The organism is Solimonas variicoloris DSM 15731, assembly GCF_000382285.1.
Classification (GTDB): Bacteria; Pseudomonadota; Gammaproteobacteria; order Nevskiales; family Nevskiaceae; genus Solimonas; species Solimonas variicoloris.
In genome coordinates this window covers 19,340-35,313 of the sequence record NZ_KB907951.1, presented here as the reverse complement: position 1 = coordinate 35,313, position 15,974 = coordinate 19,340, and the positions used below count along the sequence as shown (strand labels likewise).

The window sequence follows — 15,974 nt, the reverse complement described above, 5'->3', positions numbered from 1 at the left end:
TCGATCGGGCGTCCCTGCCGGTCCTGACGGGCAAAGCACGGCGCCAGCGCCGATTCGATCTCGGCCCACGGCATGCGGGTTGCCAATACCGCGAGCGGGTGACGCAGATCGATCATCGCATCCAGCCGGGCGCGGAAAAAGTCCGGGGTGGTCATTGAAAACCTGCGCTCCAAATCTTCCAGAAAGTGAATGCGATTGCACTGGAAACTGGAGGATTCGGCAAGGCCTCAAGGGTGCTCAGCCCGCGCCGGGTAAGGGGCGGGCGGGTTGTTCAGGGCCGACTAATAAACATTTCGTGAGTTTCAGCGAGTTCCCGGCTCACGCTTGCAGGCGTCTGAATCGCGGCTGAACACCTTCTGAACACGTTCTGAACGCGCTTGTGCACTTGCAAAAAGACGGTATCATGCCGGCCCTTATCGGAGCTTTGTCGAAGCATGCCGATAAGACGATTCCATTTTTGACGTACACCCCGGGAGTTGATCATGACGCGTAACGTTCTCATCGCGATGGGCCTCGCCGCCGCCCTCGCCCTCGCCGCCTGTGGCAAGAAGGAAGAAGCCCCGGCTGAAGCGCCGGCTGCCGAGCAGGCTGCTCCGGCTCCGGAAGCCGCCCCGGCTGCCGAGCAGCAGGCCGCCGACGCCGCCGCCGCCGCCCAGTCGTGCACGCAGGATTGCGGCAACGGCGTGACGGCGACGATCCAGTGCGCCGCCGGCGAGAAGGCCGTCTGCGACTGCGCCGCCGAGCCGAAGGCCAAGTGCGAGCCGGCTGAAGCCGCCGCTCCGGCCGAAGCTGCGCCGACCGAAGCCAAGTAAGAACTGGCTTCACGCTCTTCACCCTGAAGAGCCGCGAAAGGGCGCCGCAAGGCGCCCTTTCTGTTTGCGGGGCCGGGAAGGCGCGGCGAACGCCGCCGCTGCCTTGAAAGGGCGCGGCGGCGCCCCCACCATCGCAAGACCTCTCATTCCCGGATCCCCCTCCATGCAACAGTTCGATGGCACGACGATCCTGAGCGTGCGCCGCAACGGCCAGGTCGCGCTCGGCGGCGACGGCCAGGTGTCGATGGGCAATACCTGCGTCAAGGGCAATGCGCGCAAGGTTCGCCGTCTCTACAACGGCCGCGTGCTGGCCGGTTTCGCCGGCGGCACCGCCGACGCGTTCACCTTGTTCGAGCGTTTCGAAGGCAAGCTGGAGAAGCATGCCGGCCAGCTGGTACGCGCTGCGGTCGAGATGGCCAAGGACTGGCGCACCGATCGCTATCTGCGCCGGCTCGAGGCGCTGCTGATCGTCGCCGACCGGGAGGCGACGCTGATGATCTCCGGCAACGGCGACGTCATGGAGCCGGAAGCGCACGGCGTCATGGCGATCGGCTCGGGCGGCAGTTTTGCGACCGCCGCGGCGCGCGCGCTGGTCGACAACACCGAGCTGTCGGCGCGCGACATCGTCGAGAAAGGCCTGCATATCGCCGCCGACATCTGCATCTACACGAATCACAACCTGACGATCGAAACGCTGGACGCCTGAGCGCCGCGCCGATGTCCCGAGAACGAGCATGAATGACGCCACTTCCACTGCAAGCCAGAACCCGATGACGCCGCGCGAGATCGTGCAGGAGCTCGACCGCCACATCGTCGGCCAGGCCAAGGCCAAGCGCTCGGTCGCGATCGCGCTGCGCAACCGCTGGCGCCGCGCCCAGATCAGCGGGCCGATGCGCGCCGAGATCCACCCGAAGAACATCCTGATGATCGGCCCGACCGGGGTCGGCAAGACCGAGATCGCGCGCCGCCTCGCGAAGCTCGCCAACGCGCCGTTCGTCAAGGTCGAGGCGACCAAGTTCACCGAGGTCGGTTACGTCGGCAAGGACGTCGACACCATCGTCCGCGATCTCGTCGATTCGGCAGTCAAGATGACGCGCGAACAGGCGATGAAGAAGATGCGCGATCGCGCCGAGTCGGCCGCCGAGGAACGCATCCTCGACGTGCTGCTGCCGCCGCCGAAGGACTTCGGCGAGGCCAGTGCGCAGCGGCAGAGCGAGAACTCGGCGGCGCGCCAGGTGTTCCGCAAGCAGTTGCGCGAGGGCAAGCTCGACGACAAGGAGATCGAGCTCAGGCTCGCCACGCCGACCGCCAACGTGCAGCTGATGGGGCCGCCCGGCATGGAGGAGATGACGCAGCAGCTGCAGAGCATGTTCGCCAATCTCGGCCAGACGCAGGGCAAGCCGCGCAAGCTCAAGATCAAGGACGCTTTCAGGCAGCTGGTCGACGAGGAGGCCGCCAAGCTGGTCGACGAGGAAGCGACCAAGGCCGAGGCGATCCGCAACGCCGAGGAAAACGGCATCGTCTTCATCGACGAGATCGACAAGATCTGCAAGCGCGGCGAGTACGCCGGCGGGGCCGACGTGTCGCGCGAGGGCGTGCAGCGCGACCTGCTGCCGCTGATCGAGGGCTGCACGGTCACGACCAAGTACGGAACGGTGAAGACCGACCACATGCTGTTCATCGCCTCCGGCGCGTTCCATCTGGCCAAGCCGTCGGATCTGGTGCCGGAGCTGCAGGGCCGCCTGCCGATCCGCGTCGAGCTTGATGCTCTGAAATCCGAGGATTTCCTGCGCATCCTGACCGAGCCGAACTACGCGCTGACCGAGCAGTACAAGGCGCTGCTGCAGACCGAGGGCGTCGACGTGCAGTTCACCGACGACGGCCTGCGGCGCATCGCCGAGATTGCCTGGCAGGTGAACGAGACGACCGAGAACATCGGTGCCCGCCGCCTGCACACGGTGATGGAGCGCCTGATGGAGGACATCGCGTTCGAGGCGCCCGACAAGGCCGGCGCGCAGCTGACGATCGACGCGGCGTTCGTCGACGACAAGCTCGGCAAGCTGGCCGCCGACGAAGACCTCAGCCGCTACATCCTCTGAGCGCCATGCAGGCCGCCGCTCCGACGCTGATCCGGCTGCACCGCAAGGCGCGCGTGCTCGAGCTCGGCTGGCCGGACGGCCGCCGCGCCGAGCTGCCGTGCGAATATCTGCGCGTGTTCTCGCCGAGCGCCGAGCTGCGCGGCCACGGCCTGCCCGAGCCGATGCTGCTCGGCGGCAAGCGCGAAGTGAACATCACGCGCATCGAGCCGGTCGGCAGCTATGCGGTGCGACTGGTCTTCGACGACGGCCACGACAGCGGCCTGTATTCCTGGGATGTGCTCGAGGAGCTGGCGCACGACCATGGGCGCAACTGGGCGCGCTACCTGCAGCGGCTCGACGAGGTCGGCATGTCGCGCGACCGCGACGTGGTCAAGCTGGCCGCGCTGGTCGGGCACTACGCGCCGCCGAAGCGCTGAGCGCGGTGCGCTTCAGCGCAGCAGGCCGTCGAGCGGTTCGGCGACGTGGAACAGATGGCCCTGCACGATCTCGACGCCGAGCTCGCGCAGCGCGAGCAGCGTCGATTCCGTCTCGACGCCTTCGGCCACCACTTCGATCTGCAGCACTTCGCTGATCCGGCGGATCGATGCCACGATCGTCTGGTTGAGGCGGTCGTCGCCGAGGCTCTGGGTATAGGCCTGATCGATCTTCAGGCCGTCGACCGTCATCTGCCGCAGGTAGTCGAACGAGGTGAAGCCGCTGCCGAAATCGTCGAGCATCACGCGGCAGCCCATCTCGCGCAGGCGTGACACCAGCCGGCGCGCGACCGTGAAGCTGCGCAGCGCGGTGCCCTCGGTGATCTCGAAACGCAGCGTCTGCGGCGGTACGCCGTGGCGCGCCAGCGCATCGAACAGAAAATCCGCGAAGGCGACGTCGGACACGCTGTGGCCGGTCAGATTCAGCGACAGTGAGCCGAACGGCAGGCTGCCGGCCTCGCGCAGATGCACGGCGAGGCGGCGCAGCGTCTGCTCGACGACCCAGCGGTCGACGCGACCGGACAGGCCGTAGCGCTCGGCGGCGGTCAGGAACGCGCTCGGTGCTTGCAGCCGCCCCTGCTCGTCGCGCACCCGGATCAGCACCTCGTAATTCGGCAGGGCGCTGCCGGCCAGCGAGACGATGCGCTGCGCGTGCAGCTCGACTTTGCCGCTCTCGAGGGCCTGCTGGATGCGCGAAGCCCAATCGATGTCGAGGAAGGCCTGGCGGACCGCATCGTCGCCCGGATGGTAGAGCTGGACGCGATGACCGCCGTGGCGCTTGGCGATGTAGCAGGCGGTATCGGCGGCGGCGAGCACGCTATTGGCGTCGCGCGAGGTGGCGTCGATCGCGCAGACGCCGATGCTGGCCGCGATCTGGTAGGCGAGTCCCTCGTGCTCGAAGCGCAGGGCGTCGATCGACAACAGCAGCGATTCGCCGAGCGCGCAGGCCTGTGCCGCCGTCGAATGCGGCAGCAGCACCGCGAACTCGTCGCCGCCGGTGCGCGCCAGCACCGCGCTGGCCGGCAGCGCCTCGCGCAGGCGCCGCGCCAGATTGCGGACCAGGCGGTCGCCGACGCTGTGCCCGGCGTTCTCGTTGATCAGCTTGAAGTGATCGAGATCGAGATAGAGCAACGCATGCCGCTCGGCGCCGAGGCGCGCGGTGCTCAGGCGGTGCTCCAGTTCGGCCTCGAATTCGCGGCGGTTCGGCAGATCGGTGAGGGCGTCGTGGCTGGCCTGGTAGATGAGCTGCTCGGACAGGCGCCGCGTGTGCGAAAGATCGTGCAGCACGCAGACGCTGCCGATCCGTTGCCCGTTGCGGCCGGTGATCGGCGCCAGCGAGATCTCCACCGGGATCACGTCGCCGCGCGCGGTATGCAGCTGCGCGAGCGGCGGCCATTCGATGCCGGGCGCATCGGGGCCGCCCAGGCGCGTGCCGCAGTCGGCGTGCAGCGCGACGGCTTCGGCGAACGGCAGGCCGAGGACGTCGGCCGGGCGCTCGACGCCGAGCAGCTGCGCCGCCGCGGCGTTGCAGAAGCTGATGCGGCCGTCGCAGCCGGTGCGCAGCACGCCGTCGGCGATCGAAGCGAGCGTGACCTGGGCCAGCTCCTTCTCGTCGTAGAGGGCGTCCTCGAAGCGGCAGCGCTCGCGGACATCCTGGACCTGCGAGATGAAGTACTGCGGATTGTCATCGGCGTCGCGCACGATCGAGACGTCGACCTGCACCGCGATCACCGCGCCGTCCTTGGCCAGGTAGCGCTTGTGGCGGCGGGCGCGGGTCTGCTGCCCGGTCAGCAGGGCCTGCATCAGCGCGCGGTCGGCCTCGATGTCGTCAGGATGCGTGAGGTCGAGGAAGCGGTGTCGCAGCAGCGCGTCTTCGTCGTAGCCGAGCAGATCGCACAGCGCGCGGTTGGTGTCGAGCCAGCGTCCCTGCAGCGACAGCAGGGCGAGGCCGATCGGGGCGTCGTCGAAGATGCGCCGGAACAGCGACGCGCTCTCCTGCAGCGCCAGCTCGGCGAGCTTGTGATGGTGGATGTCGAGCTGGGTGCCGAGCATGCGCAGCGGGCGTCCCGCCTCGTCGCGCCTGACGACACGGCCGCGCGCCGCCACCCAGCGGTAGCTGCCGTCGGCGCAGCGCAGGCGGTGCTCGCTGAAGAAGGCCGGCGATTCGCCGCGCAGATGGGCGTCGAGCGTGCTGCGTACCGCGCTCCTGTCGTCCGGATGCAGGCGTGCCGCCCAGTCCTCGAAGCTGGCCGGGCCCGGCGTCTCGGGCGCGTAGCCGAGCGTGGCGCGGTATTCGGACGAGGCATGGACGCGGTTGTCCGGAATGTCCCAGTCCCAGAGCCCCTGGCCGTGCGTATCCAGCGCTTCGCCCCACGGCGGCGCCGTCGGCATCGATTCGACATGGATCGCAGGGCTGGATTTCAAGTATGGGCTCCCGAGGCCGGCACGTTAATGCGTTTCGCCGCCGCGGCCGGACCCGGACGATGGGCGGCGGGGCGACGCTGACCGGCGTCGGCTCCCCGGGGACCGTGCTCCGCGTGCCGCGACCATGCCGCTACAATGACGCTCCCATTCCGCTACCCGCCATGGCCAGCGAATCATCAAAGAGCGAGTCCGCGTCTGACACGACGCACTTCGGTTATGAGCAGGTGCCCGTCGCCGAGAAGCGCGGGCGCGTGGCCGGCGTGTTCACCTCGGTGGCACACAAGTATGACCTGATGAACGACCTGATGTCGCTGGGCATTCATCGGGTCTGGAAGCGCTTCGCGATCGACCTCGCCGGCGTGCGGCCGGGCGAGAAGGTGCTCGACGTCGCCGGTGGCACCGGCGATCTGGCGCGCGAGTTCGCCCGCGCGGCCGGGCCCAAGGGGCTGGTCATCCTGTCCGACATCAACGCCGCGATGCTCGGCGAGGGCCGCAAGCGCCTGGTCGATCACGGCCTCGTCCATGTCCCGGCGGTGCAGGCCAATGCCGAGGCGCTGCCGTTCGCCGAAGGCACCTTCGACTGCATCACGATCGGCTTCGGCCTGCGCAACGTCACCGACAAGGATGCCGCGCTGCGTTCGATGACGCGCTGCCTGAAGCCGGGCGGGCGCCTGCTGGTGATGGAGTTCTCCAAGCCGCTGAACCCGCTGCTCGGCAAGGCCTACGATCAGTACTCGTTCAAGCTGCTGCCGCTGATGGGGCGTGTCGTCGCCCGCGACGAAGCGTCGTACCGCTATCTCGCCGAGTCGATCCGCATGCACCCGGACCAGCAGACCCTCAAGGGCATGATGGAGAACGCCGGCCTGGCGCGCGTGCAGGTCTACAACCTGTCCGGCGGCATCGTCGCCGTGCATCGCGGCTTCCGTCTCGAATGAGTGCGCCGGGCCTGCTCGCCGCGGCGCTCGAAGTCGCATTGAACCGCTATCTCGCGCTGGAACCCGAGGTACTCGCCGAATGCGGGTCCCTCCAGGGCCGCAGCATCGCGCTGACCGTCGAGGCGCCGGTCTGGACGTTCCTGATCGAGTTCCACGCCGGCGGCGTGCGCGTGCTCGACGCTGGCACGCTGGCGCCGGACGTCGGCGTGCGCGGCAGCCTGCCGACGCTGCTGCGCTCGGCCTGGACCGTGCGCCGCCAGGACGGCGGCATTCCGCAGGGGCTGGCGGTCGACGGCGACGTCGAGCTGCTGCGCCGCTTCAACCGCATGCTGGCGCGCGTCGGCTTCGACCCGGAAGAGGTCGCGGCGCGCTTCGTCGGCGATGCCGCCGCGCATCGCCTGAACCAGGGCCTGCAAAGTCTGTTCGGCTGGGGGCGGCGCAGCGTCGACACGCTGGCGCTCGATACCGCCGAGTACCTGCGCGAGGAAAGCCGCGATCTGGCGCGCGCCAGCGACGTCGCCGAATGGATGGAGGCGGTCGAATCGCTGCGCGACGGTGTCGATCGGCTCGACGCGCGGCTGCGCCGTCTCGAAGCCGCCGCGGGACGCGACGCATGATCTCGTTCAGCCGCCTGCGGCGCGTCTGGCAGATCCGGCGCGTCGCCTCCCGCTACGGCCTGCGCGAATTCGCCGGCGGCAAGCCGGGCCGCGATCCGCGGCCGCGTGGCGAGCGCCTGCGCCTGGCGCTCGAGGAACTCGGCCCGGTCTTCATCAAGTTCGGCCAGGCGCTGTCGACGCGGCCGGACATCGTGCCGGCCGACATCGCCGCCGAGCTCGCCAAGCTGCAGGACCGCGTCCCGCCGTTTCCGGGCGCCGAGGCGCGCGCCATCATCGAGGCCGAACTCGGCAAGCCGGTTGCCGAGATCTTCGCCGAGTTCGACGAAGTGCCGATGGCCTCGGCTTCGATCGCCCAGGTCCATGCCGCGAAGCTCAGGCTCGACGGCGGCGCGGAGACTTTCGACGTCGTCGTCAAGGTGCTGCGTCCGGGCATCGAGGCGGTGATGCGCAGCGACATCGAGCTGCTGCATACGCTGGCCGGGCTGGCCGAGCGTTTCTCGCCGGACCTGCGCCGCCTGCGGCCGCGCGAGGTCGTCGCCGAATACGAGAAGGTGCTGCTCGACGAGCTCGACCTGATGCGCGAGGGCGCCAACTGCGCGCAGCTGCGCCGCAACTGGCTCGGCTCGAACCTGATCTACCATCCGCTGGTGTTCTGGGACCACACGCGCACGCGCGTGCTGGTGATGGAGCGCATCTACGGCGTGTCGATCCGCGAGCTGGACCGCCTGCGCGAGCTGGGCGTCGACTTCAAGGTGCTGTCGGAGCGCGGCGTCGAAATCTTCTTCAAGCAGACCTTCGTCTACAACTTCTTCCACGCCGACATGCACCCGGGCAACATCTTCGTCGATGTGTCCGATCCGCAGCGTCCGAGCTATCTCGCCGTCGACTTCGGCATCGTCGGCACGCTGACGGTGTCCGACCAGCGCTATCTCGCCGAGAACTTCTACGCGTTCTTCAACCGCGACTACCGCCGTGTCGCCGAGCTGCACCTGGAGTCCGAATGGATTCCGAAAGGCACGCGGCTCGAGGATTTCGAAGGCGCGATCCGCACGATCTGCGAACCGATCTTCCAGCGCCCGCTGAAGGACATTTCGTTCGGCTTCTTCCTGCTGCGCCTGTTCCAGGTCGCGCGGCGTTTCAACTACCAGGTGCAGCCGCAGCTCGTGCTGCTGCAGAAGACCCTGCTGCAGATCGAGGGGCTCGGCCGCCAGCTCAATCCGGAGCTGGATCTGTGGAAGACCGCCAAGCCGATCATGGAAGACTGGATGCGCGCGCGGCTCGGCCCGGTCGCGACGCTCGAGAAGATGCGCGCGCAGGGGCCGTCGCTGGCCGAGTCGCTGCCGGAGATCGCCCAGCACGCGCTGCGTCAGCTGCGCCGCGGCGAGGGCTTCGGTACCAGCCGGCGCGAGCTCGAGGCACTGCGCGAGGAAATCCGCGCCGCCAACCGCCGCACCCAGCAGATGCTCGCGGCGCTCGGCTTCGCGGCGGCGGCGCTGTACGCGGCCGCCGGTGCCACGCCGCATCCCTGGCTCGGCGCGCTGTCGGCCGCTGCGGCGCTAGTACTCGGCTGGCGCGCCCTGCGGCGCTGAGGCGCCGCCCCAGGGGCTGATCCGCAGCTGCGTCGGCTGCAGTCGCGGACGCGGTTCGTAGCGGGCGATCAGTTCCGACGGCGGCACCAGCACGACGCCTTGCGCGGCGAGCGTCGCCAGACGCTCGCGCAGCAGGGCCAGCGTCGCGGCGTGCGGATGGCCGATAGCCAGCGCCGAACCGTGAAGAACGGGCCTGACGCAGCAATTCGTCGAAGGACGCTGCGACCGCCGCCGGCGCCATGTCGTTATCGAGGAAGACCCGTCGCCGCGCCGCCGGCAGGCCGTAGGCGCGCGCGATCGGGTAGGCGACGCTCTGCGCGTTCGTATAGCTGTCGATGAAGTAGCCGACGCCGCGCGCCGCCAGTTCGCGCATCAGCCAGTGCATCGCCGGCCGGCTGGCGGTGGCCAGGCTGCCCTGGTGGTTGTTGACCCCGGACAGGTGCGGCACCGAGGCCAGCATGTGCGCGAGCGCCGCCTCGCGCTCCGGCGCCGGCGCGTTCGTCACCAGCGTCAGCGGGTGCGCGCTGCCGCTCAGCGGCTGCAGCGGCAGGTGCAGCAGCACTTCCTTGCCGGCGCGGTGCGCCTGCTCGGCGAGGCGGCGCGTGTACGGTGCGTCCGGCAGGAAGGCGCAGGCAACGGCGCCCGGCAGCGCGACGGCCTGCTCGCCCTCGACGCGGCGGTCGCCGAGATCGTCGATGACGATGCTGATCGCCGGCGGCGCGGCGGCCGCCGGCAGGCTCAGCAACAGTCCGAGCGCCGCGAGCAGTCCCCCCAGACTGCGCATGGCGACGGTTCAGCGCCGCACGAGCGAGAGGCTGCGCAGGATGTTGGTCGCTTCGTACAGGCCGTAGTCGCTCTCGGCGAGCGCCTGCGCGTCCTTGGCCTTCTGCGCGCGCTCGGCTTCGAGCTTGGCGCGTTCGTCCTGCGAGATCTTGTCGTCCTTGTTCTCGAGGCTGCCCTTGAGGCTGGCTTCGGTGATCGGGTCGAAGTCGGCGCCGTCGTCCTTGTCGCTCTTGGCGATCTTCAGCGGCCGGATCGCGACGTCGGGCTCGATGCCCTCGGCCTGAATCGAACGGCCCGACGGCGTGTAGTAGCGCGCCGTCGTCAGCTTGATCGCGCCTTCGTTCGACAGCGGCAGGATGGTCTGCACCGAGCCCTTGCCGAACGAACGGCTGCCGACGACGACGGCGCGGCGCGAGTCCTGCAGCGCGCCGGCGACGATTTCCGAGGCCGAGGCCGAGCCGCCGTTGACCATCACCACGATCGGCGCGCCATCGAGCAGATCGCCCGGGGTGGCGTCGAATTCGCGCTGGGCGCCGGGCTCGCGGCCCTTGATCGTGACGATCGGGCCTCGCGTCATGAACGCGTCGCTGACCTTGACCGCGGCATCGAGCACGCCGCCCGGATTGTTGCGCAGGTCGAGCACGAGCCCCTTGATCGGGCTCTTGGCGTCCTTCTTGAGCTTGGCGAATTCCTTTTCCAGCGTGGCGCTGGTTTCGGTCGTGAAGCTGGAGATGCGCAGGTACGCCAGATCGCCGTCGAGCATGCGGCTGCGCACGCTGGCGACCGAGATCGTCTCGCGCTTGAGGTCGAAGATCTTCGGCGCCGACTCGCCTTCGCGCACGATCGTCAGCTTGACCTTGGTGCCGGGCTCGCCGCGCATCTTGCTGACGGCGTCGGACAGCGACAGGCCCTTCACCGGCGTCTCGTCGATCTTGACGATCAGGTCGCCCGGCTGGATGCCGGCCTTGGCGGCGGGCGTGTCGTCGATCGGCGAGACCACGCGCACGAAGCCGTTCTGCATCTGCACTTCGATGCCCAGACCACCGAACTTGCCGGTGGTGACCACGTTCATGTCCTGGTACTCGTCCTTGTCGAGATAGGCCGAGTGCGGATCGAGGCCGGCCATCATGCCGCGCACGGCGTTCTCGATCAGCGTCTTGTCGTCGACCGGCTCGACGTAATCAGCCTTCACGCGGTTGAGGATCTCGACGAAGGTCTGCAGATCCTTGAAGCCGAGCGCGTCGGCGGTCGGCTTGGCGGCCTTGTCGGCGAGCACGCCCTGGGTGAGCGTCACGGAGGCGCCGATGAGGACGCCGGCGGCGAGCGCCAGCGGAACACGGTAGAAGCGGGGCATGGATTTACGGTTCGAACGCGGATCGGAAAAGGGAGACGTCGGGGGGCACGATAGCAACTGTCTGACTACGCATCAAAGCGACAGTTCCCGGTCATGCCGGCCGATACGGCCGTTCATCGCGCCAGCCAGGCCTGCGGGTTGATCGCCTCGGCGCCCTTGCGAATCTCGAAGTACACGCCGGACTGGTCGTAGCCGCCGGTGCTGCCGGCGCCGGCGATGGTCTGGCCGGCGCGCACCATATCGCCGACCTGCACCGCCGCGGTCTGACAGTGTCCGTACAGGGTGAAGTAGCCGGCCTCGTGCTCGAGCAGCACGATCAGGCCGTAGCGGTGCATCCAGCCGACATAGACGGCGCGGCCGCGCGCCACGGCGCGCACCGGGCTGCCCTCGGCGGCGGCGATCCAGTGACCGTTCCAGCTCAGTCGGCCGCCGGCCTTGTTCTCGCCGTAGCGGGCGAGCAGCGCGCCGCGCGCCGGCCACGGCAGCTTGCCCTTCTGCGCGGTGAATGGCTTGTCGCTCGGCGAGACGTCCGGCGGCAGGTCGGCCAGCGTTTTCTTCAGCGACTCGATCAGGTTGCGGATGCTGCGCTCGTCTTCCTTGAGCTGGGCGAGGTTGTCCTCCTCGCTCGACAGCCGCGACTTGAGCTGCGCCAGCATGTCGGCGCGCTCGGCGCGCGTCGCCTTGAGCTCGGCGAGCGCCGTTTCCTGGTCGGCGCGCAGCTGTTCGAGCTGGGCCTGTTCCTGCTGCAGCCGGTCGGCGAGCTGTTCGAGCTCCTCGGCGCGGGCGCGGATCGTCGCCATCGCCGTCAGCTGGGCGCGCTGCAGATAGTCGTAGTAGGTCAGCATGCGGCCGACCGTCTGCACGTCGTCGAGGTTCAGCAGCAGCTGCGTCTCGCCCTGGCGGCCCAGCACGTAGGCGGCGCGCAGCTGCCGGGCAAGCTCGTCGCGGCGCGCGTCGAGCGCGCGCTGCGCTTCCTGCTGGTCAGCCTGCGTCTGGCGGATCTTGCGCTGCTGCTCGTCGATGCGGGTACGCAGCGCGCGCATCTGCTGGGCCGCCGCGGCGATCCTGCGCTCGATCTTCTGCATGTCGCGCGCCAGCGCGTCACGCTCGGTCTGGTCGGCTTCGACTTTTTTCTGCAGCGCGCCGATGCGCTCGCGGACCGCGTCGAGCGCCTTCTGGTTCTGGTTCAGGCGGTCGTCGCCCGCCCGCGCGGCGGCGGGCAGGAGCAGGACCGCCAGCAGCAGGGCGGACAGGGTGGAGCGGCGGAACATGCGATAATGCTAGCCGGTTGTCCCCACGATTTGCTGATACCGCGCAGGTTTGTCATCGATGGCCCAGTTCTTCGAGTTCTTCCAAGCCCACGTCTGGCTGTTCGTCGCGCTCGGCGTGGTGCTGGCCCTGCTGATCGCCAACGAAGTGCACGGCAACCTGACCGGCGGCAAGCGCATGTCGCCGGCCGAAGCGGTGCGCCTGATCAACGATCGCGACCCGCTGATCGTCGACGTGCGCCCGCTGGCGGAGTTCAAGCGCGGCCATCTGCTCAACGCCTTCCATGCGCCGCTGAGCAAGTTCGACGAATATCTCGGTCAGCTCGCCAAGGACAAGGCACGGCCTGTGCTGGTCTATTGCGCGCTCGGCGTCAGCAGCAGCACCGCGGTCGAGAAGCTGCGCAAGAACGGCTTCGCCGAGGTCTATCCTTTGCGTGGCGGCATCAACGCCTGGTCGATGGCGAATCTGCCGCTGACGACCAAATAGAGGGTTCGCCGTGAAGAAGGTGGTGATGTACAGCACCAGGGTCTGCCCGTTCTGCGTGATGGCCAAGCGCCTGCTGCAGGCCAAGGGCGCGACCATCGAGGAAGTGCGCGTCGACGAGGACGCCAGCCGGCGCGAGGAGATGATGCGCATCACCGGGCGCCGCACCGTGCCGCAGATCTTCATCGGCGAGACGCACGTGGGGGGAAGTGACGACTTGCACGCGCTGGAACGCGCCGGCAAGCTCGACGCCCTGTTGCACGACTGATATTCCGATTACCGAACCATGACCGATACCGCGACTCCCGATGCGCCGGCGCCAGGCGCCACTGCTCCCAACGCCGCCGGTGCGCAGCGCCAGGTGCTCCTGCAGAAGATCTACGTCAAGGACGCTTCGCTCGAAGTGCCGCTGGCGCCGCAGGTCTTCACCAAGCAGTGGCAGCCGCAGCTCGACGTGCAGGTGAATACCGAGGCCAAGCCGCTCGAAGGCGATGCGCTGCAGGTGGTGCTTGCCGTCACCGTCACCGCCAAGCTCGGCGAGGAAGTCGCCTTCCTGGTCGAAGCGCAGCAGGCCGGCATCTTCACGGTGCGCGGCTTCACGCAGCCGGAAGAGAAGGCCGCCGTGGCCGCCGCCTATTGCCCGAACCTGCTGTTCCCGTTCGCCCGCGAGACGATCGCCGATCTGGTCCAGCGCGCCGGCTTCCCGCAGCTGCTGCTGCAGCCGATCAACTTCGACGCGCTGTACCTGGAGCACCTGCAGCGTGCTCGCGCGCAGGCCGCCACGCCGGCGCCGGCCAACAGCGTCAACTGAAGCCGCCGGGACGGCGATGAAGATCGTTTCATCGCCGTCCGCTTGCGCTTTCCACTTGCGATGATCGACGTTGCGCGAGCGCCTCGACCCGCGATGCTGCGTCCGGCGCCGCCGCCGGGGGCGCGCCGATGAATCCGGTCACGGCGGTACTCGGGGCCGGTTCGTTCGGCACCGCGCTGGCGATCCAGCTGGCGCGCCGCGGCGCGCCGACCGTGCTCTGGGGGCGCGATCCCGAGCGCCTGGCGGCGATGCAGCAGGCGCGCGAGAACGTGCAGTACCTGCCGGGTTGTCCGTTCCCGGCCAAGCTGCGCGCCCACGCCGATCTCGATGCCGCGGTCGCCGAGGCCGACGAGCTGCTGATTGCGACGCCTTCGCACGTGCTGCGCGCGACGCTCGAGCGCATCGAGCCGCTGTTGCGCGACGGGCAGGGACTGGTCGCCGCCTGCAAGGGCTTGGAGCCGCACAGCGGCCTGCTGGTGCATGAGGTCATCGAATCGATCTACGGGCGCAGCCGGCCGTTCGCCGTGCTGTCCGGCCCGACCTTCGCCAAGGAAGTCGGCATCGGGCTGCCGACGGCGGTGACGATCGCCGCGCACGACCAGTCGTTCGCCGAGGCCTTCGCGCGGCGCCTGCACGGCGACGGTTTCCGTGCCTACTGGACCGAGGATCTGACCGGCGTCGAGGTCGGTGGCGCGGTGAAGAACGTGATGGCGATCGGCGTCGGCATCGCCGACGGCATGGGGCTGGGCGCCAATACACGCGCGGCGCTGATCACGCGCGGTCTCGCCGAGATCATGCGCCTGGCCACCGCGATGGGCGCCAAGGCGGAAACGCTGATGGGCCTCGCCGGCATGGGTGATCTGGTACTGACCTGCACCGACAACCAGTCGCGCAATCGCCGCATGGGCCTGCTGCTGGCGCAGGGCAAGAGCGTCAAGGAAGCGATCGCCGACATTCGCCAGGTGGTCGAGGGCGTCAAGGCGGCGCCTGAGGTCCTGCGCCTGGCGCAGCGCTACGGCGTCGACATGCCGATCACTGCCGCCGTCTGCGGCGTGCTCGAAGGCCGGCTGTCGGTGGTCGAGGCCGTGCGCGCATTGGCGACGCGGCCGGCCAAGGCCGAGGCGGCGCCGGAGCGCAAGGTGCCGGGCGCCGGCTAGGGGCTGCTAACGCAACGGATGCAGTCCCGGGTCCGGCCTGCGCCGGACCCGGGAACCGCCCCTTCGGCAGGGGCTCTTTCAGCAGGGGCTCTCGTCGAGCGCGGCCAGTACTTCGCCCGCGGTCAGCGTCGTGCTGCTGCCATCGGCGAACTGCACCGTCGCGCTGCCGTCGGCGTTGAGCGTGACCGTCGCCGATTCCTTGCCCGACTCCATCTTCAGCACGCCCTGCGCCGTTCCTTCCTGCGGGATCGAGATCGGCGTCGTCGTCGTGTAGCGCAGCGTGCCGCCGCGGCAGACGCTGGTGCTGTAATAGATGCTGCCGTCGGCGCGCAGACCGGTGTCAGCGGTGAGGAGCTTCATCAGCTCGCCATCGCCAAGCGTGATGTCGGCGTTGTAGCCCGGCTCCGTATAGTGGTAGCGGAAATCGTCGGCGCGCACCTCGGCGTCGCTGTCGCCGGCCCGACGTTCGAGCAGACCCTGCAATTCCTCCGTGCTCGGATAGTCGGAATCGCCGCTGAGCTCCTCGCGGTAGCGGTAGACGCTGTTGGCCGTGCCGAAGCGCAGGTAGGCGTACTGGTCGCCGGTCTCCGGGGTGTAGCTGCCACGCTCGTAGTGGCCGTCGTAGATCTCGCGGTAGCCGCCTTCGTAGACGAAGACGCATTGGTTGTTTTCCTCACGGTAGATCGACACCGTGCGCGGCGTGCTGTCGAACAGCGCGAAGGTGTAGGTGCCGCTCAGCGTCTCTTCGCTGTAACTGCCGCTGTCGCAGTCGTATACGGTCGCGGCCTTGGCGCCGACAGCGGCGCGGAGGGGCGCGAGCGTCCGGCTCTTGAGCGCGGTGCCGACGAAGCGGGCCTTGGTCGTGCTCGCAGTGGCGGCCGCCGGCGGCGTGGGGCCGTCGGTCAGACCGCTGAAGTCGACGAAGGCCGACAGATTGCCGAGCTCGCGCAGTACGTCGTCTTTGCTCGACAGCGAGACGCTGCGCGCCGAGTGGCCGTCGCCGCCGCAGCCGGCGAGTGCGGCGCTCACGGCTGCGAACAGGAAGGGCGCGCCAAGGGTGCGCAGCGGACGATGGAAATGAGCCTTCATGATGCTTCCTCCGATCTTGCGGGATACCTGCAGTGGGACTTTGCGGCGCCGGTGCCGGCGGCATCCGTGCGTCAGCTCA

16 protein-coding genes and 2 pseudogenes are annotated in these 15,974 nt (G+C 68.8%); 11 read left to right on the top strand and 7 right to left on the bottom strand.

Going from position 1 to position 15,974, the window contains the following annotated elements; all coding sequences use genetic code 11:
* Positions 1-155 (bottom strand): annotated as a pseudogene (locus H149_RS23485) (IS5/IS1182 family transposase); the annotation flags it as partial.
* A gap of 327 nt (positions 156-482) precedes the next feature.
* Here H149_RS23485 and H149_RS0117860 point away from each other — a divergent pair.
* From H149_RS0117860 to H149_RS0117845, 4 genes are all read left to right on the top strand, one after another.
* Complete coding sequence (locus tag H149_RS0117860; RefSeq protein ID WP_020651144.1) at positions 483-812, top strand: hypothetical protein; 330 nt, start codon at positions 483-485, stop codon at positions 810-812.
* Positions 813-975: 163 nt separating this feature from the next.
* Positions 976-1,518: an ATP-dependent protease subunit HslV gene (gene hslV, locus H149_RS0117855; protein WP_020651143.1), complete on the top strand. Its 543-nt coding sequence runs from the start codon at positions 976-978 to the stop codon at positions 1,516-1,518.
* Positions 1,519-1,582: 64 nt separating this feature from the next.
* Positions 1,583-2,911 carry an ATP-dependent protease ATPase subunit HslU gene (gene hslU / locus H149_RS0117850; RefSeq protein WP_020651142.1) on the top strand — a complete coding sequence of 443 codons (1,329 nt, stop codon included), beginning with the start codon at positions 1,583-1,585 and terminating at the stop codon, positions 2,909-2,911.
* 5 nt (positions 2,912-2,916) lie between these two features.
* Entirely contained in the window at positions 2,917-3,327 is a 411-nt protein-coding gene (locus H149_RS0117845; RefSeq protein WP_020651141.1) for a gamma-butyrobetaine hydroxylase family protein, read from the top strand.
* A 12-nt stretch (positions 3,328-3,339) separates the two neighbouring features.
* Here H149_RS0117845 and H149_RS21615 read toward each other — a convergent pair whose 3' ends face one another.
* Positions 3,340-5,808, bottom strand: a complete 2,469-nt coding sequence (locus tag H149_RS21615; protein WP_154654914.1) for a PAS domain-containing protein — start codon at positions 5,806-5,808, stop codon at positions 3,340-3,342.
* A gap of 161 nt (positions 5,809-5,969) precedes the next feature.
* Between H149_RS21615 and ubiE the strand changes: the two genes are divergently transcribed.
* From ubiE to ubiB, 3 genes are read left to right on the top strand one after another with little or no spacing between them, the layout of a single operon-like run.
* Positions 5,970-6,743, top strand: a complete 774-nt coding sequence (gene ubiE / locus H149_RS0117835) for a bifunctional demethylmenaquinone methyltransferase/2-methoxy-6-polyprenyl-1,4-benzoquinol methylase UbiE (RefSeq protein ID WP_020651139.1) — start codon at positions 5,970-5,972, stop codon at positions 6,741-6,743.
* On the top strand, positions 6,740-7,360 hold the full coding sequence (locus H149_RS0117830; protein ID WP_020651138.1) for a ubiquinone biosynthesis accessory factor UbiJ: 621 nt from the start codon (positions 6,740-6,742) through the stop codon (positions 7,358-7,360). The genes ubiE and H149_RS0117830 overlap by 4 nt, the downstream gene beginning before the upstream one ends.
* Entirely contained in the window at positions 7,357-8,949 is a 1,593-nt protein-coding gene (ubiB, locus tag H149_RS0117825) for a ubiquinone biosynthesis regulatory protein kinase UbiB (protein ID WP_020651137.1), read from the top strand. The genes H149_RS0117830 and ubiB overlap by 4 nt, the downstream gene beginning before the upstream one ends.
* Here the strand turns inward: ubiB and H149_RS24440 are convergent.
* The 4 genes and pseudogenes from H149_RS24440 to H149_RS22435 all read right to left on the bottom strand — a co-directional run bounded on the left by H149_RS24440 (position 8,917) and on the right by H149_RS22435 (position 12,357).
* Entirely contained in the window at positions 8,917-9,081 is a 165-nt protein-coding gene (locus H149_RS24440; protein WP_436278849.1) for a hypothetical protein, read from the bottom strand. The genes ubiB and H149_RS24440 overlap by 33 nt on opposite strands.
* Positions 9,082-9,193: 112 nt before the next feature.
* A pseudogene (locus tag H149_RS24435) lies at positions 9,194-9,733 on the bottom strand (divergent polysaccharide deacetylase family protein); the annotation flags it as partial.
* Positions 9,734-9,742: 9 nt separating this feature from the next.
* Positions 9,743-11,086: a S41 family peptidase gene (locus H149_RS0117815; RefSeq protein WP_020651136.1), complete on the bottom strand. Its 1,344-nt coding sequence runs from the start codon at positions 11,084-11,086 to the stop codon at positions 9,743-9,745.
* A 113-nt stretch (positions 11,087-11,199) separates the two neighbouring features.
* Complete coding sequence (locus H149_RS22435) at positions 11,200-12,357, bottom strand: murein hydrolase activator EnvC family protein (RefSeq protein ID WP_020651135.1); 1,158 nt, start codon at positions 12,355-12,357, stop codon at positions 11,200-11,202.
* Positions 12,358-12,415: 58 nt separating this feature from the next.
* Between H149_RS22435 and H149_RS0117805 the strand changes: the two genes are divergently transcribed.
* The 4 genes from H149_RS0117805 to H149_RS0117790 all read left to right on the top strand — a co-directional run bounded on the left by H149_RS0117805 (position 12,416) and on the right by H149_RS0117790 (position 14,806).
* Positions 12,416-12,841, top strand: a complete 426-nt coding sequence (locus tag H149_RS0117805; protein ID WP_020651134.1) for a rhodanese-like domain-containing protein — start codon at positions 12,416-12,418, stop codon at positions 12,839-12,841.
* A 25-nt stretch (positions 12,842-12,866) separates the two neighbouring features.
* Positions 12,867-13,106, top strand: coding sequence for a glutaredoxin 3 (gene grxC, locus H149_RS0117800; protein ID WP_154654912.1), 240 nt, complete (start codon positions 12,867-12,869; stop codon positions 13,104-13,106).
* Between the two features lie 18 nt (positions 13,107-13,124).
* Entirely contained in the window at positions 13,125-13,649 is a 525-nt protein-coding gene (secB, locus tag H149_RS0117795) for a protein-export chaperone SecB (RefSeq protein WP_020651132.1), read from the top strand.
* A 128-nt stretch (positions 13,650-13,777) separates the two neighbouring features.
* Positions 13,778-14,806: an NAD(P)H-dependent glycerol-3-phosphate dehydrogenase gene (locus H149_RS0117790; protein WP_020651131.1), complete on the top strand. Its 1,029-nt coding sequence runs from the start codon at positions 13,778-13,780 to the stop codon at positions 14,804-14,806.
* A gap of 78 nt (positions 14,807-14,884) precedes the next feature.
* Here H149_RS0117790 and H149_RS0117785 read toward each other — a convergent pair whose 3' ends face one another.
* Positions 14,885-15,895: a MiiA motif-containing surface protein gene (locus H149_RS0117785; protein ID WP_020651130.1), complete on the bottom strand. Its 1,011-nt coding sequence runs from the start codon at positions 15,893-15,895 to the stop codon at positions 14,885-14,887.
* Positions 15,896-15,974: the final 79 nt, after the last annotated feature.